Consider the following 15,511-nt stretch of genomic DNA (forward strand, 5'->3'; position numbering starts at 1 on the left):
CCTATTTGCTGGCGTACCTGATTACGCACAAGAACCTTTGCTGCAGCATTATGGGATACAGACTACTTGGCTGGATATCGTAGACAATGCCTGGATCGCTCTTTGGTCTGCTACTCATAGGGCGTTAGCGTCGAGACCCAATAATCAGTTCCTACTCTGACGCTAGAAAGCCGACATCCGGCGACGACTTTTCTTATATTTTGCTAATAAAAACTGAGGACAGTCGTCGCGAGCGCGTCAAGAGCGGTGTTGCGAAGGGCGACATTGCCGAAACGGTTGATTTAAGGATCGCCGCTCCATCCATTTTTCTCCGACCGCATGCTCAGCATGGACTACTTTTCAGAGCGCGTGGGAAAGAAGGAGGCAGGCTTACGGATTATTCTAGCGCGATTGCTGGCGTCGTCCGCTTCACGCTCCAAGATGGAATAGACTGGCTTGGGTCGGGTGCGATGCATAACGTGAGAGCCCTGTTCCCGCCTCCGTATTTTGATAATGGATACCAAATATTGCTTGGCATGCAACAGACCGAGCAAGGCGTAGGACTAATCGGGCATATCGGAGCATGATCGATGATGTTCGCTGCCGAAACCGCTGCTCCATACGTTGGCATTCAGGCCCGTTTCCCTCTTTTCAACTTCGGATACTCATTCGCGCGATCTGCGCCAATTTGAGGCAGCTAGATCATCCACCCATTGAAATAGCCAGTAGTGGCGGCCAATCTACTTAATCCGCTCGCCCTATCGGGTCAGAACTCGAACTGCTGAGTCTCGCCGAAGCCCTGTCGATCCTGTCTAGGAAGGTGCAATTAAAGAGGTCGCTTCCGAGCTACGGCGGGGCGCTTACCGAAAAGGCTAATAGTGCCGGTGATCGTCGGTGATTAAAGGATGATGCGGCTGGGTTCTTAGAGGGTCAAAGAGCCCGATCCACATGCACACGGGATCCAACCCCTAAGCCTGCTGAACCCATCGAACCCGACATTGGCCCCATCCGTATTTGCCGTCGCGATCATTATGCCGCGATGTCGATCTTCACCCCAAGAAAGTCCAGCGCCTCCTTCAGGATTGGCTCGAAGTTCGCGAACGTCGTTCGACATTGGTCGTCCGTTTGCTGGCAGAGCCGGGTCGCAGTCGGAATTTTGTGTTCGGTCGCGAAGTCGTTCTTCACCAAGTAGGCCCACGTCGGGGCCAGCTCAGCTTCGAAAGTAGTCTCGCCGAGTATGATCCGATTGACAAGATCCGGGTGGCAGATCTTACCCGGCTCACGCGGCACAAGCTTCTTTCTTTTCTCCGCCTCCCTCCAAACGTCTTCTGGATACAGCGCCTCGAGCGTCGCATGAACGCCGAAATGAGCGGTGCGCGCCGCCCGCAGGTTCATCGGCACCGGATACACCAGGCATTTCGCCGACCGAACGTTGTCGGGCAGCCGGTTGAAGTCCTTCTTAACCTTCTCGGCGTCACCGTCCACGATCCCCACCGCCTTTGGCCTGTCCGGATGATGCTTGTGCTGGGAACGCCACCCGATAAGCATATCGATGACGTAAGTATGGCCGGCCCCCTCTCGCTTAGTCTCGAAACGAACTTGCCCGACAGCCGCCGGGAAAAAGAGGGCAAGCGCCCGCTCCAGCACGAGTCGATCGCTCTCACCCTCGACGAAGATGCGACAGCAGCTCTCCTCCGCCATGACGGCGGCAGCGACTTTCGCTGCCTCCTGTTGCCGAATCTGCGCCACCATCTCCGAAATGCGCGGAGCCAGCATTGCCAGCGTGCCGAGGCTTTCGTCGATGCCCTTCGCGTCCGTCTTCGTCTCGCTGCCATCGGTGTCGGTCGTGCGCGTCACGAAATGCAAAACGATGTCACTCTCCCGCTGCCCAAGATCGTAGAAGGCAGGCGAATGAGTGGTCAGCAAGATTTGAGCGGTCGCCGCCTTGGACAGTTCATGCAACTCGTCGGCGAGCTGCACCGCGCTCCCGATCTCGAGATTGTTCTCCGGCTCCTCATACGCCCAGATGCTGCTGATGGGGGCTCCCCCACGACGTTGCAGCGCCGCCTTCTTCTCCGCCATGAAACGCAGGATGAGCGGAATGTGACGGGCCTTGATCCCGTCCCCGCGGTTGTTGAGTGACACCGACTTCTCGCCGCTCAGAAAGTCTAGGCGTTCAAAGATGTGGGAAAGATCCCGCGGCAACGCCAGCCGCGTGGCGAACCCAAGCGATGTAGATATGCTCGCGGTAAGCTCGTTAAGGTGGTCGCCGATCGACTGCTCGAACGCAGTGCTCGATTCGTGAAACGTGCGGGTCGCAACCTCTGAGATAATCCCGTAAATTCGTCCGCGCAGATCGTCGAAGTAATCCGAGTCTTTAATGGCCGGGACGTACTCGAATTCAATCTTGCGCAGCAATGCGTGCACGTTCGACTTCTCGGGGATTTTGACGTCCTCCCGAATTTCCAGACCACGCTTGTTCTCGGTAATGCGCTGGCCGTAATAGTCGTACTCCTCGCTCCACAGACCGTCTTCACGCCAACGCTTCGTCCAGATGATGACGTGGCCGTTGGTGCCATGATAAGACTCCGGTAGGGCGATCTCTACGCGGACCACCACCTCTTTCGCCTTGCGCACCTTGACCGGAGCGAAGAAATTGTAATCTTCCGCGAAGTCGAACTCGACTCCGGGATTCGTCTCGCCGTTAAAGAAGAGGTTGAGCGACCGCAGGATATTAGATTTTCCGCAGTCGTTCCTGCCAACGAAGATCGACAGCTGAGTCAGGTCCGCGTCTACGGACTTGATAGATCTAAAGTTCTCGATGTGGATCGACTTAATCGTTGCTGCCATGGCATCCCCCCGTCTCGCCCCCAATCGCGCACCGTTGTGAGAGCGTCGAACGAGTTGTCGAGCCTGCGTCTAGGATAGTGGCGCAGTCGCGCCAAGCACCGACGAGCTCACTTCACAAAATGTGCCCTGACGGAGGAGCTATGCGGCGCTGTGGAACGCCACGGGCTGTTACCAAAGTCGGATCCAGCCGCACAGAGCGAACGCGGATCTCCGAAATACCTTGGGGGCTGCCGGAAGGCATCATGTGAACATCAATCCGCCGAGACACTCAGAGTATTCGATGGCATGGCGAGCAGTCGCACTGTCGGCATTGTCTAGGATGCTCATGCGACTAGCAAACCACCCAGAGTTACCCCGGTGTTACCCCAGACCACACGCGGCTGCCCTCAGCCCCGGCGGTCAGTTTCTAAGTGCTTGTATTTACTACGGAAACTGGAGCGGGCGAAGGGATTCGAACCCTCGACCCCAACCTTGGCAAGGTTGTGCTCTACCCCTGAGCTACGCCCGCTCTGGCGCCTAACGCCCCTGCCGGTGACCGGAGGGGGCGGGTAAGGAGGCGGCCTCTAACAGTGGTGTCGCGGATCGGCAACCCCTGTTTCGCTGTCGTGCGAAAAGGGTTGGCTTGCGGGCCCGAGCGCCCACATAAGGCGCACACCAGAAACGGAGTTCGACCTTGGCAACCTTGGGATTGAGTGCAGCGGAACGCGAAGCGGTGGAAAGCTTCCGCCGCGACGTCGTCGAGCCGTCGATGAACGCGCTAGTCATCATCGATTTCTGGGCCGAATGGTGCGGGCCGTGCAAGGCGCTGACCCCGTTGCTGGAGAAGGTCGCGGCGGCCTATGCCGATAAGGGCGTGGTGCTGGCCAAAGTCGATACCGACAAGAACCAGTTCATCGCGAGCCAATTCCAGATCAAGTCGATCCCCACCGTCTATGCGATGTTCCAGGGGCAGCTGGTCGCCGACCTGACCTCGGCGCGGACCGAATCGCAGCTGAAGACGATGATCGACCAGATCCTCGCCAAGCTGCCGATCCCGAGCGAAGCCGCCGATCTGGAAGCGGAGCTCGAACCGCTGATCGCGATGGGCGAGCAGGTGCTGGCAGAAGGCGATGCAGAACGCGCGCTGTCGGTGTTCGACCAATTGGTCGAGATCGCACCTGAGCATCCGGCCGTGCTGTCGGGACGGCTACGGGCACTGGTCATGGCCAATCGCGTTGACGAGGCGGATGCGGCAATCGCTGCGCTGCCGGAGGCGCTGGCGAAACTGCCGGAGATCGAACGCGCCAAGGCTACGCTGGAGCTGGCGCGCGACGCCAAGCCGGTGGACGATCTGTCGGGGTTGGCCGCCGAGGTAGCGGCGAATCCGGAGGATCACGACAAGCGTTTTGAACTGGCCGGCGGGCAGATGGCGGCGGGCGACCGTGATGCCGCGGCCGAATCGCTGCTGACGATCATTGCCGCCGACCGGGCATGGAACGAGGGCGCCGCGCGCACGCAATTGCTCAAGCTGTTCGAGGTCGTCGGGCTGGAAGACCCCTGGGTCTCGGCACAGCGGCGCAAATTGTCGGCGATCCTGTTCGGATGAGCAAACCCGTACGCCTGTCGGTCTTCCCGCTGCCGGGCGCGTTGCTCTTTCCCGGCATGCATCTGCCGCTGCACATCTTCGAGCCGCGCTACCGCGCGATGATGAGCGACGCGATGGCGCGCGATCGCCGCATCGGCATGATCCAGCCGCGCCCCAATGCGGTCGGGCCAGGCGAAGCACCGGCGCTGTTCGATATCGGCTGCGTCGGCAGGATCGCCGAGTTCGAGGCGATGGAGGACGGGCGCTACAATCTGGTGCTGGAAGGCGTGTCGCTGTTCCGGGTACTGCGCGAACTGGATGTCAGTACCGCCTTCCGCCAGGTCGAAGCCGAATTCCTGCCGCCAGCCGCGGAGGACGACACATTGTCGCTGTCGCGCCGATCCTCGCTGGAGATGGAATCGCGGCGCTTCGCCGATGCGCAGGGCTATGCGGTGGATTGGGAATCGGTCGCACGGCTTGATGACGAAGCGCTGGTCAACGGCATCGCCCAGATCGCGCCGTTCGACGTGGCCGCGAAACAGGCGCTGCTCGAGGCTGAAGGGATCGAGGATCGCGCCGAATTAATCATCCAGCTGATGCAGTTCTTTGGCCGGCATGACGGTGATGAATCGGTGACGCTGCAGTAAGTGTCAGTACGTTCCGCCTGATCTGAGCTGTCATCCGGGCTCGACCCGGGATCCAAAGTCACGGTGGCCGCCCCTTGTGGCTCTGGATCCTGACGTTCGTCAGGATGACGCTCGGGGGCTAGACCATCATCCCTTGTAGCAGCTTGGGTACCTCGCCGCTTTCGCCGCGCGCCTCGGCCATGAAGCGGTTTTTTACCATCGGCAGGCGCTGCACCGCCGATAGCCCGAGGCGGCGGGCGGCGTTGGCGGTCTTGCCGGGGATACCGAACAGCCGCTGCAGGCCGTCGGTGGCGACCGAGACCATCAGCGTGTCGAGACTGCGCCAGCGCTGGTAGCGCGCGAGCAGTGCCGGATCGCCGAGATCGAGCCCGAGCCGCTTGCCCTCGACCAGCACCTCGACCAACGTCGCCACGTCGCGGAAACCGACATTGACGCCCTGCCCGGCGATCGGGTGGATGCCGTGCGCGGCATCGCCGACCAGCGCGAGGCGGTTGGAAACGATCTGCGCCGCATGGTGAAAGCCCAGCGGATAGCTGGAGCGCGCGCCCAATGGGCCGAGTTGCCCGAGGAACCCGCCCATCTTCTTCTCCGCCTCGGCCAGGAAACCGCGCTCGGACAGTTTGAGCATGCCCGGCGCTTCGGCCCGCGACACCGACCAGACGATCGCCGAGCGATGCCCTTCGGCATCGTCGTTCAGCGGCAGGATCGCGAACGGCCCCTGCGGGTAGAAGATCTCGAAGGCAATGTTCTCGTGGCTATGTTCATGGTGCAGCGAGGTGACGATTGCAGCATGATCATATTGCCAGCGCGCGGTGCGGATGCCGGCCGCGTCGCGGGTCGGCGAATTACGCCCTTCCGCCGCGATCAGCAGCGGCGCGGTGATCGTCGCCCCCGAATCGAGCACGGCGGTCACGCCCTGGTCGTCGCGGGTAACGGATACGGCCCGCGTGCTCATGCGCAGGTCGATATTGGGGGCGGCCACCGCGGCCTCGTACAAGGCGCCGCGCAGCAACCGATTCTCGAACATATGGCCGAGCGCGCCATCATCGGCCGATGGCGCGAAATCCAGCGCGCCGGGCTCCAGCCCATCGCTCACCCGAATCCCCGCGATCGGGCAGCCCTTGCCCGCCAGCCGGTCGATCACGCCGATCGCACTCAGCATCCGGTACGGCGCGCTGGCGATCGCCGAAGCGCGGCCATCGAAACCCGCTGCCAGGATCACTTGCGGATCGGCGATATCGACGACGATCGCCTTCAACTTGTGCGCATCGAGCGCCACGGCGAGCGCGCTGCCGACAAGGCCGCCGCCCAGAATGATGACATCTGCCTGTTCCATGCCACGCACCGTAACCGCCGCATGCGCCGCTGCCAATGCGGCTGCCTTGACGGCACCCGCCGCAAGGGCGATTATCCGGAACAGATAGCGGACAGACGGGACAAATTGAGATGGCGAGCCGTGCTCGGCCTGCGCTTTGGCGCGAAACGGTGAAGGCAGGGGCGGTCCGCAGCAGCGCGCTGCTCGCCGCGCTCGCTTTGTTCACCGCCACCATTGTCATGGTGATCGCGCTCGCCAGCTACCATTCCGGCGATCCGTCGCTCAACACTGCCTCGCGCGGGCCGGCCGAGAACTGGCTTGGGCTGCCCGGCGCCTGGTTCGCCGATCTCGCGCTGACGCTGTTCGGCCCGGCCGTGGTGCTGCTCGTGCCCGTCGCGCCGGTCATGGCGATGCGGCTATGGCGTAACGAACCGACCGGGCGCTGGGGCTGGATGCTGGGCGGTGCGGCGATCGGCACGGTGCTGGTCGGCACGGCGCTCGCCTTCATGTCGGGATCGTCGGTACTCGCCCTGCCGGCCGGCTGGGGTGGCGTGCTCGGGCTCGGCATCACCGATATCCTGCGCTGGGGGATGGATTTCATCGGTGATCCGGTGGCGATCCTGTGGACCGGTCGCGGGCTGGGGCTGCTGGCGGCGATAATCGGTGCGATCGTGTGGGCGCGCAGCCTGCAGATCGATCTGTCCCGCCGGCGCCTGCCGCGTCTGCCCGCATTTCGCGGTGCCGCTGTCGTGCCGGCGACAACGCCGTTCGGCGAGCCGGTGACCGTGGAACCGGAACCAGCGCGCAAGGCGGTGCCGGCGCCCCGCGCCGTGGCGATCCCGGACGAACGCCCAGGCCCGGTGATCGCCGATCGGACGCTCGCCCCTTCGGTCGCCAAGCCCAAGGCAAAGCAGGAACGGCTCGACCTGCGCGACAATAATTATCGGTTGCCGGCGATCGAGCTGCTGATCCCTGCCCCGCCGTCCGCCGGCGGGCCGATCGACAAGGCGGCGCTCGAGCGTAATGCGCGGTTGCTCGAATCGGTGCTCGACGATTTCCACGTCAAGGGATCGATCGTCGAGGTACGGCCAGGCCCAGTCGTCACGATGTACGAACTCGAACCCGCCAGCGGCATCAAGGCCAGCCGCGTGATCCAGCTCGCCGACGATATCGCGCGCAACATGTCGGCGATCTCGGCGCGCGTGGCGACAATCCCGGGGCGCACGGTGATCGGCATCGAACTGCCCAATGCCAAGCGCGAAATGGTCGGCTTGCAGGAACTGATCGGATCGCAGAGCTTCGAGGATCAGGCGGCATCGCTGCCGCTGGTACTGGGCAAGAACATCGCCGGCGATCCAGTGATCGCCGACCTAGCGCCGATGCCGCATCTGCTGGTCGCGGGCACGACGGGCTCGGGCAAGTCGGTGGGCTTGAACTGCATGATCCTGTCGCTGCTCTATCGGCTGACGCCGGATCAGTGCCGCATGATCATGATCGATCCCAAGATGCTCGAACTCAGCATGTACGAGGATATCCCGCATCTGCTGTCGCCGGTGGTGACCGATCCGGCCAAGGCGGTACGCGCGCTGAAATGGGCGGTCGAGCAGATGGAGGACCGCTATCGTCAGATGTCCTCGGTCGGCGTGCGCAGCCTTGCCAGCTTCAACGAAAAGGTGCGTGCGGCCAAGGCCAAGGGCCAGCCGCTCGGGCGCAAGGTGCAGTGCGGCTATTCCGATACCGGCCAACCGATCTACGAGGAAGAGACGCTCGATTTCGTGCCGCTGCCGCAGATCGTGGTGATCGTCGACGAGCTTGCCGATCTGATGATGACCGCAGGCAAGGAAGTCGAATTCCTCATCCAGCGCCTGGCGCAGAAGGCACGCGCGGCGGGCATCCACCTGATCATGGCGACGCAGCGCCCCTCGGTCGACGTCATCACCGGCGTGATCAAGGCGAACCTGCCGACGCGGATCAGCTTCCACGTCACGTCGAAGATCGATTCGCGCACCATCCTGGGCGAACAGGGCGCCGAACAGCTGCTGGGCAAGGGCGATATGCTGTACATGCCCGGCGGCCGCGGCGTGGTGCGCGTGCACGGCCCGTTCGTCAGCGATGACGAAGTGCGCGCCGTCGCCGATCACTGGCGCGCGCAGGGCCAGCCCGATTACATCCAGTCGGTCACCGAGGAGCCCGAAGAGAGCTTCATCATGGACGGCGCGCCGACCGGCGAGGATTCGACCGAGGACCAGCAGTATCGCAGCGCCATCCAGCTGGTCGTGGAAAGCCAGAAGGCCTCGACCTCCTGGCTGCAGCGGCAACTGCGCATCGGCTACAATTCCGCCGCTCGGTTGATCGAACGCATGGAGAAAGACGGCGTCGTCGGCCGCCCGGACCATGTCGGACGCCGCGAAGTGCTGCGCGACCGCGAGGGTAATCCGCTATAGCGCCCGGAAGATTCTTCCACACACACGCACGACTTCGTCATTCCCGCGCAGGCGGGAATCCATATTGGCCGACGCTTCGATTTTACGGCCTAGCTTCGAGATAATGGATCCCCGCCTTCGCGGGGATGACGAAGCGCCGCATAAAGGCTCTATTGGTTCAGAGCGGGTTCAACGCGCGAACGTCAGACGACCGGCATCCCTGAGGAGAATTTCGTGAATTTGCGACTTAGCGCCCTGGCGCTCGCCCCTGCCCTGATCGCCGCGGCGCCCGCCGCAGTCGCACCGGGCGAGCTCGGCCTCGTCCAGAAACATCTGCAATCGGTGCAGAGCATGACGGCCAATTTCACGCAGACCGATCGCGCCAACAAGGTGCTGACCGGCGTGCTGACGCTGAAGAAGCCGGGCAAGATCCGCTTCCAGTACGAAAAGGGCGTGCCGATCCTGATCGTCGGCGACGGCAAGGCGTTGACCTTCATCGACTATTCGGTGCGGCAGGTGCAGCGCTGGCCGATCGGCAACTCGCCGCTGGCCGTGCTGCTCGATCCATCGCGTGACATGACTCGGTTCGCCAAGGTCGTGCCCGGCGTGGATCCCCGGATCATCTCGGTCGAGGCGAACGACCCCAAGCATCCCGAATATGGCCGCATCACCTTGGTGTTCCTGCGTAGCACGTCGGCTCCGGGTGGACTGATGCTGCAGGGCTGGGTCGCACTGGACAGTCAGAACAACCGGACGACGATCCGGCTGACCAATCAGCGCTTTAACGCGCCTGTTAGCGACGGAACGTTCCGCTGGAACGATCCACGGCGTGCATCCGGGCCGAAATAACGTTTCATTCATATTGGCGACAGGTTCACTGTCCTAATTATGCCTGGCGGATGAGGGGCGGTTCGAGATTTCCCCCCTGTTGCTCGAATTGTCAGCCCCCATCCTGCCTGCGTGACGAACGCTAGGTCGGCCCTCGCTCCATGCCCCCGGAGCGGGGGCCTTTCCTTTTTCAAGTATGTAGCAGTGCACTGGCGCCGGCCGGATCGCGTAGCTACATGCTCCGCCATGGCGGACACGCTCAAGATCGTTTCCTGGAACATCAATTCGGTGCGGTTCCGCATCGAGATCGTCGAACGCTTCCTGCGCGACGTGCAGCCGCATGTGCTATGCCTGCAAGAAACCAAGGTGGTCGACGGCGACTTCCCGACCGCGCCGTTTCGCGCGCTCGGCTACGACCAGATCATCCTGCACGGGCAGAAGATGCATCACGGCGTGGCGATCATCAGCCGCGTGCCGATCGTGGAGGACGATCGCTACGACTGGCAGGCGAACATGGAGGCACGGCATGTCGGCGTGCGGCTGCCCAATGGCGTGCGCCTCGACAACGTCTATGTGCCGGCGGGGGGCGACGTTCCCGACCGCGAGGTGAATGCGAAATTCGGGCAGAAGCTGGATTTCGTCGACCGCATGACGCGCTGGTCGGCCGAGCTTGCCACCCCGACGATCTTGACCGGCGATTTTAACATCGCACCGCTCGAGGCCGATGTGTGGAGCCACAAGCAATTGCTGAACGTCGTCAGTCACACGCCGATCGAGGTGGCGGCGCTGAATGCGCTCAAGGCGTCCAATTCCTGGGTCGATCTCGGGCGGCACTTCCATCCCTCGCCGGCGCGGTTGCACACCTGGTGGAGCTACCGCTCGCCCGATTTCACCGCCAACGACCGCGGGCGGCGGCTCGACCATATGTGGGCGACCGCCGACGTGGCAGCGACGGCGCAGGCGCACACCGTGTTCGAAGACTGCCGCAGCTGGCTGAAACCCTCCGATCATGTGCCGATCATGACCGAGTTCGCCTGTTGAGCGATGCGCAGCAGACGGCGCTTGCGATCGACGCCTTGCGCCGTGGGTGGCCGGTGGCGATCAGCGGATCGGACGGCACGTTGGCGCTGCTGCCGATCGAGACCGCCGATCCGGTCCGGCTGGCGGCATTCGACCGGGCGGGAACCGCAGCCGTCTTGTTGTCGGCGGGCCGCGCGCTGACGCTCAAGCTCGCCAATCAACGCGCCGCGGCGGTGCCCGATGCCCCGGTCCTCGTCGAGCGCGCGCCGTGGCTCGACTTCGCCACCGCCACGGCGCTGGCCGACCCGCAATTGGACCTCCAAACGCCGCTCAAGGGACCTTTCCGCGCCATCCCACTGGCCGAGAGCGAGGCGGGGGCCGCCGCATTGCGCCTCGCGCGAATCGGCGGCGTGCTACCGGCATTCTTCGCGGTCCCTGGTGGCACCGCCGCGCTGAGCATCACGGTCGACGACATCGCCCAGCATGAGGATGCCGCGCGCCTCGCCATCGCCACCCGCGCGCGCCTGCCCGTGGCCGGCGCGGAGACGGCGGAGATCGTCGCGTTCCGCACGCCCGAAATGCCAGGCGAACATATTGCGCTGCTGATCGGCGCGCCCAACGGTCAGCCGCCGCTGGTTCGGCTGCATAGCGAATGCCTAACCGGCGATGTACTGGGCAGCCTGAAATGCGATTGCGGGCCGCAGTTAGATGCCGCGATCGCTGCGATCACCGCGAGCGGCTGGGGCATCCTGCTGTATCTGCGGCAAGAGGGCCGCGGCATCGGGCTGATCAACAAATTGCGCGCCTATGCGCTGCAGGATCAGGGGTTCGATACGGTCGACGCCAATACCCGGCTGGGCTTTGCGGTCGACTCGCGCAACTTCCGGGTTGCCGCGCGGATGCTCGAGCTGCTCGGGCAACGCGAAGTGCGCTTGCTGACCAACAATCCCGAAAAAGTCGCGCAGCTCGAAGGTGCGGGTGTGTCGGTGGTCGAGCGCGTGCCGCATTTCCTACCCGCCAACCCGCATAATGAGCGCTATCTGGCGACCAAACGCGACCGCACCGGCCATCAGCTGTGACCTGCCGGTGAGCAAGCGCGCAAAACCGTCGCGCCAGTTGATCGTCGTGTTCGGCGCCCCCGTCCGCGCGGATGGCCGGCCAAGCCCGACATTGCGGCGGCGGATCGATTATGCCGCGGGTGCGGCCGCCCGCTTCCCCAACGCCGATCTGTTCTGTTCGGGTGCCGCCGGCCGCGTGGGACCGTCAGAAGCGTCGGTGATGGCCGAAATCCTCGCCAAGACCGTCGACCCCGCACGGTTGCATCTCGACGAGGAGAGTGTGGACACCTTGACGTCAGTCCGTGCCGCTGCCGCCTATTTCCGCGCCGGAGGCTATGATCAGTGCATCAGTTGCACCGACCGCTATCATCAGGCGCGGACGATGATGCTGTTCGCCTTCTACGGCATTCGTGCACGGCCAGTGATGTTCTACCGCGACGATGTCCGCACGGCGGCGTGGTGGCGGATGCGCGCGCGCGAGGGCGCAGCCTTGCCGTACGACTTCGTCGCCGGACTCGGCGCGCGAGCGCGCGATCTGCTGCGGCGACGCTAGGCGATCAGCCGAGCAACGTCATCGAAGTCGTGCGCGATGTGCGTGACCCCGACGGCACGCAGGCGATCGGCGTGGTCGGGCGCGCAATGCGTGCCGGCGCACAGGCCGATCACCGTCGCCCCCGAAGCGACGGCAGCCGTCGCACCGACGACCGAATCCTCCAGGATGACGCACTCGGCGATCGGCACGCCCAGAACCTGGGCCGCGTGCCAATACAGATCGGGCGCCGGCTTGCCGCGCGCGACATGTTCCTTGCCACTGAAGATCATCGGCTCGAACGCATCGCGCAAGCCAAGGTGATCGAGGTGCGTGCGAATCCAGTGCGTCGAGCTCGACGAGGCGATCGCGCGGGGCAGGGCGGCGGGCAGCGCACGCACGAAGTCGATCGCACCGGCGACGGCACCGATCCCATCGCGCAACACCCGTTCGTTCTCGGCCTCGCGCTCGGCATGGAAGTCATCGGGCACGGTACGCCCGATCCAGCGCTCGATCGCGCCCAGGAAATCGGCGCCGGACAGGCCCATGAAATTGGCCATCGACTGTTCGGCGCTGGTCGGGTGCCCGATACGCGTCAGATAATCGGCAATCTGCATGTTGCCGGCGAATTCGCTCTCCAGCAGCACGCCGTCGAAATCGAAGATGATCGCGGCATAAAGGTTGGCGGTGGCGGCGGTCATGCGCGTGCTCCGAACAAAGCGGTGCCGACCCGGACATGCGTGGCCCCAATGGTCACCGCGGTTTCGACATCGCTCGACATGCCCATGCTGAGCCCGGCCAGGCCGTGGTCACGCGCCATCGCGGCGAGCAGCGCGAAATAGGGGGCGGGCTCGAGGTCCGCCGGCGGAATCGCCATCAGGCCGGCGACGGGCAAGCCCACCTCGTGCGCCAGGGTGATCAATGCCGGCAGTTCCGCGATCGGGCAGCCGCCCTTTTGCGGTTCATCGCCGATATTGACCTGCACGAAGCAATCGGGACGCTTGTCGAGCCGGTCCATCGCCTTGCCCAGTGCCGTCACCAGCGAGGGACGATCGACCGAATGAATCGAATCGAACAAGGCGACGGCTTCCTCCGCCTTGTTGGATTGCAGCTGCCCGATCAGGTGGAGCACGACGCCGGGATAGGCTTTGGCCAACGCCGGCCACTTGCCCGCCGCCTCCTGCACGCGATTCTCACCGAAATGGCGCTGCCCGACCTCCAGCAAGGGCTGGATCGCGGTGGCATCCTGCGTTTTGGAAACCGCGATCAGGGTCACGTCCTCAGCCTTGCGGCGGGCAAGGCCGGCGGCATGCTGGATCTGCTGACGCACGGCGGCGAGGGCGGTGGTGGGATCGTATGATGACATCGCCGCCGCTATAGGGTGCGGTGTGCGCCCCCGCCACCCTGCCCCGCCCAAGACGCTGCCGCGATTGTGGCTGATGACCGACGAACGCGTCGGCACCGAATTGTTCGCGATGCTGGAGGCCTTGCCGGCGGGCGCCGGTATCATCTTCCGGCACTATGCCACGCCCCCGGCAGAGCGCCGGGCGCTGTTTGCCGCGATCGCCGCGATCGCCCGGCGCCGGCGGCTGGTGCTCATCCGCGCCGGCAAGACCAGGATGCCGGGGGAAGACGGCGTGCACGGCGCCGCGCGATTGCACGGCAGCGCCATTCGCACCTGGCCGGCGCATACCCGGAGCGAGGCGCTTGCCGGCCGCAGGGCAGGGGCCGACCTGCTGCTGGTATCGCCAGTGTTCGCCACCCGCTCGCATCCCGGCAAGAAGCCGCTGGGCCCGCTACGTGCGGCTGCCATCATGCAGGGACTGGATGTGCCGGCCGTCGCGCTGGGCGGCATGCAGGCACGCCGACACCGGCGACTGGCGAATCTGGGATTTTACGGCTGGGCGGCGATCGATGCCTGGCGCCCGACGCGCGATCAGAAGCGGAAGGCAGTGCCGATATAAACGGCCTGGCTGTCGAGACGATCGTCCTTCAGCCGCTCCAACCGGTCACGCTCGCTCTTGTAGCGCACGCCGGCGGTCACGTCGAAGTTGCGCGTCAACGAATAGGAGCCGCCGACGTCCAGCGCATAGGCCGGTGCATCCTCGACCAATTTGGGCGTGCCCGCGAGCGGGCGGTCGGCGGTCGCCTTCACCTGGCCGCTAAAGCGCTTGCCGGCATAGCTGAGGCCGAGATCGACCGTCTCGCGGCTGCCCGGTAGACCGGCAAGATCGACCCGCGCCATGTCGCTCGACAAAGCGAACCGCTTCCAGCCGACCGCGACACCCAGATTATAAGCAATCGGCGCGAGGCTCAGCGCCGATGGCGCGGTGGAGATACGCTCGCTCAATGCGGTGCGAGTCGAACGGGCACGGACCGCGACGGTCACGGCCCTGGTGCCGGTACGGCGCGATTCGGACGGTGTGAAGCGGAAGCCGCTCGAATCGAGTCCGCCCCGCGCGAACACCGCAGCGAGCCGCGGATCGGCCGAGGCCGGGGTGAACGATCCGATCGCACGCGGCGTAAAAACGCGCTTTTCCGGGCGGTTAGTGATGTCGGGGGCGCCGATCGCAGGCGCCACGGCGATACCGGCAGCGACGAGCGCTCCCACTACCATTCCCGCCATCGCGCGACCCACAACCACTTCGACACCCCTTGACCGGCAAATTCCTGCCGCTGCTCCAAAACGCGTCTATCACGATTTGGTCCGCCGTCACCACCATCAGAAAGCAGTTTACGCCAGAGTGTTGTAATCCGCCCACAGGGCCTTGCGAAACCGCCGTGCTTGCGGCGGACGCGAGACCATCTATAGATGCCGCTACATGTTGCCCTTACCCGCAGGAAACCGCCGATGATCCGCCTTCCGGCCCCCATGCTTGCCCTGTTCGCGTTGCCGCTTGCCCTGACGGCATGTGGCGGCAGGGAACGGCCGAGCGCCGATCTCGCGGCATCGCGCGTCACCACCATCGGTGTGAATTCGTATCTCTGGCGCGCCAGCCTGGACACGTTGAGCTTCATGCCGCTGCTGCAGACCGATTCGAACGGCGGCGTGATCGTGACCGATTGGTACATCAACCCGGCCGTGCCGACCGAGCGCGTCAAGGTGACGGTGACGATCCTGGATCAGGATCTGCGCGCCGATGGCCTGCGCGTCGCGGCGCTGCGTGAAGTGAACCAAGGCGGGCAGTGGGTTGCCGCACCGGTCAAGGCCGCGACCGTCCAGAAACTCGAAGATGCGATCCTGACGCGCGCCCGCGATCTGCGCCGCGCCTCTGTTGCCGGATAAGAGAAAGACCAA

The 15,511-nt window shown here is 64.2% G+C and carries 14 protein-coding genes and 1 tRNA gene; 9 read left to right on the forward strand and 6 right to left on the reverse strand.

Features of this window, described 5'->3' with window-relative positions:
* Nucleotides 1-1,008 precede the first annotated feature (1,008 nt).
* Both NV382_RS13175 and NV382_RS13180 read right to left on the reverse strand, forming a co-directional pair.
* Nucleotides 1,009-2,829: an ATP-dependent nuclease gene (locus NV382_RS13175; RefSeq protein WP_260597193.1), complete on the reverse strand. Its 1,821-nt coding sequence runs from the start codon at nt 2,827-2,829 to the stop codon at nt 1,009-1,011.
* Nucleotides 2,830-3,262: 433 nt separating this feature from the next.
* Nucleotides 3,263-3,337, reverse strand: a tRNA-Gly gene (locus NV382_RS13180).
* A gap of 180 nt (nt 3,338-3,517) precedes the next feature.
* Here NV382_RS13180 and NV382_RS13185 point away from each other — a divergent pair.
* Both NV382_RS13185 and NV382_RS13190 read left to right on the forward strand, forming a co-directional pair.
* The gene (locus tag NV382_RS13185) at nt 3,518-4,414 is read left to right on the forward strand and encodes a tetratricopeptide repeat protein (protein ID WP_260600409.1); all 897 of its coding nucleotides are present in this window, start codon (nt 3,518-3,520) and stop codon (nt 4,412-4,414) included.
* The gene (locus tag NV382_RS13190; RefSeq protein WP_260597194.1) at nt 4,411-5,040 is read left to right on the forward strand and encodes an LON peptidase substrate-binding domain-containing protein; all 630 of its coding nucleotides are present in this window, start codon (nt 4,411-4,413) and stop codon (nt 5,038-5,040) included. The genes NV382_RS13185 and NV382_RS13190 overlap by 4 nt, the downstream gene beginning before the upstream one ends.
* A 118-nt stretch (nt 5,041-5,158) precedes the next feature.
* On the opposite strand, the gene NV382_RS13195 is transcribed toward NV382_RS13190, so the two are convergent.
* Entirely contained in the window at nt 5,159-6,376 is a 1,218-nt protein-coding gene (locus tag NV382_RS13195; RefSeq protein ID WP_260600410.1) for a UbiH/UbiF/VisC/COQ6 family ubiquinone biosynthesis hydroxylase, read from the reverse strand.
* Between the two features lie 110 nt (nt 6,377-6,486).
* Here NV382_RS13195 and NV382_RS13200 point away from each other — a divergent pair, with 110 nt between their 5' ends.
* The 5 genes from NV382_RS13200 (at nt 6,487) to NV382_RS13220 (ending at nt 12,237) form a co-directional block, all read left to right on the forward strand.
* Complete coding sequence (locus tag NV382_RS13200; RefSeq protein WP_260597195.1) at nt 6,487-8,799, forward strand: FtsK/SpoIIIE family DNA translocase; 2,313 nt, start codon at nt 6,487-6,489, stop codon at nt 8,797-8,799.
* A gap of 213 nt (nt 8,800-9,012) precedes the next feature.
* Nucleotides 9,013-9,627 carry a LolA family protein gene (locus tag NV382_RS13205; protein WP_418066699.1) on the forward strand — a complete coding sequence of 205 codons (615 nt, stop codon included), beginning with the start codon at nt 9,013-9,015 and terminating at the stop codon, nt 9,625-9,627.
* Nucleotides 9,628-9,852: 225 nt separating this feature from the next.
* The gene (locus NV382_RS13210) at nt 9,853-10,647 is read left to right on the forward strand and encodes an exodeoxyribonuclease III (RefSeq protein ID WP_260597196.1); all 795 of its coding nucleotides are present in this window, start codon (nt 9,853-9,855) and stop codon (nt 10,645-10,647) included.
* Nucleotides 10,644-11,705, forward strand: coding sequence for a GTP cyclohydrolase II (gene ribA / locus NV382_RS13215; RefSeq protein WP_260597197.1), 1,062 nt, complete (start codon nt 10,644-10,646; stop codon nt 11,703-11,705). The genes NV382_RS13210 and ribA overlap by 4 nt, the downstream gene beginning before the upstream one ends.
* Before the next feature lie 7 nt (nt 11,706-11,712).
* Nucleotides 11,713-12,237 carry a YdcF family protein gene (locus NV382_RS13220; protein ID WP_260597198.1) on the forward strand — a complete coding sequence of 175 codons (525 nt, stop codon included), beginning with the start codon at nt 11,713-11,715 and terminating at the stop codon, nt 12,235-12,237.
* Here NV382_RS13220 and NV382_RS13225 read toward each other — a convergent pair.
* Entirely contained in the window at nt 12,234-12,914 is a 681-nt protein-coding gene (locus NV382_RS13225) for an HAD family hydrolase (protein WP_260597199.1), read from the reverse strand. The genes NV382_RS13220 and NV382_RS13225 overlap by 4 nt on opposite strands.
* Nucleotides 12,911-13,579 (reverse strand): YggS family pyridoxal phosphate-dependent enzyme, encoded by a 669-nt coding sequence (locus tag NV382_RS13230; protein ID WP_260597200.1) that lies wholly within the window; start codon nt 13,577-13,579, stop codon nt 12,911-12,913. The genes NV382_RS13225 and NV382_RS13230 overlap by 4 nt, the downstream gene beginning before the upstream one ends.
* A 22-nt stretch (nt 13,580-13,601) precedes the next feature.
* Here NV382_RS13230 and NV382_RS13235 point away from each other — a divergent pair, with 22 nt between their 5' ends.
* On the forward strand, nt 13,602-14,177 hold the full coding sequence (locus tag NV382_RS13235; protein WP_260597201.1) for a thiamine phosphate synthase: 576 nt from the start codon (nt 13,602-13,604) through the stop codon (nt 14,175-14,177).
* Here the strand turns inward: NV382_RS13235 and NV382_RS13240 are convergent.
* The gene (locus NV382_RS13240) at nt 14,150-14,839 is read right to left on the reverse strand and encodes a hypothetical protein (RefSeq protein ID WP_260597202.1); all 690 of its coding nucleotides are present in this window, start codon (nt 14,837-14,839) and stop codon (nt 14,150-14,152) included. The genes NV382_RS13235 and NV382_RS13240 overlap by 28 nt on opposite strands.
* 225 nt (nt 14,840-15,064) lie before the next feature.
* Here NV382_RS13240 and NV382_RS13245 point away from each other — a divergent pair, with 225 nt between their 5' ends.
* Nucleotides 15,065-15,499 (forward strand): DUF3576 domain-containing protein, encoded by a 435-nt coding sequence (locus NV382_RS13245; RefSeq protein ID WP_260597203.1) that lies wholly within the window; start codon nt 15,065-15,067, stop codon nt 15,497-15,499.
* Nucleotides 15,500-15,511: the final 12 nt, after the last annotated feature.

It is taken from the genome of Sphingomonas endolithica, from assembly GCF_025231525.1.
Taxonomy (GTDB): Bacteria; Pseudomonadota; Alphaproteobacteria; order Sphingomonadales; family Sphingomonadaceae; genus Sphingomonas; species Sphingomonas endolithica.

Excerpts from the sequence above, each read along its gene's own strand:
- NV382_RS13175 (WP_260597193.1), bottom strand. The coding sequence starts at position 2,829 with ATGGCAGCAACGATTAAGTCGATCCACATCGAGAACTTTAGATCTATC.
- NV382_RS13200 (WP_260597195.1), top strand. The coding sequence starts at position 6,487 with ATGGCGAGCCGTGCTCGGCCTGCGCTTTGGCGCGAAACGGTGAAGGCA.
- NV382_RS13195 (WP_260600410.1), bottom strand. The coding sequence starts at position 6,376 with ATGGAACAGGCAGATGTCATCATTCTGGGCGGCGGCCTTGTCGGCAGC.
- NV382_RS13190 (WP_260597194.1), top strand. The coding sequence starts at position 4,411 with ATGAGCAAACCCGTACGCCTGTCGGTCTTCCCGCTGCCGGGCGCGTTG.
- NV382_RS13245 (WP_260597203.1), top strand. The coding sequence starts at position 15,065 with ATGATCCGCCTTCCGGCCCCCATGCTTGCCCTGTTCGCGTTGCCGCTT.
- NV382_RS13210 (WP_260597196.1), top strand. The coding sequence starts at position 9,853 with ATGGCGGACACGCTCAAGATCGTTTCCTGGAACATCAATTCGGTGCGG.
- NV382_RS13240 (WP_260597202.1), bottom strand. The coding sequence starts at position 14,839 with ATGGCGGGAATGGTAGTGGGAGCGCTCGTCGCTGCCGGTATCGCCGTG.
- NV382_RS13225 (WP_260597199.1), bottom strand. The coding sequence starts at position 12,914 with ATGACCGCCGCCACCGCCAACCTTTATGCCGCGATCATCTTCGATTTC.
- NV382_RS13230 (WP_260597200.1), bottom strand. The coding sequence starts at position 13,579 with ATGTCATCATACGATCCCACCACCGCCCTCGCCGCCGTGCGTCAGCAG.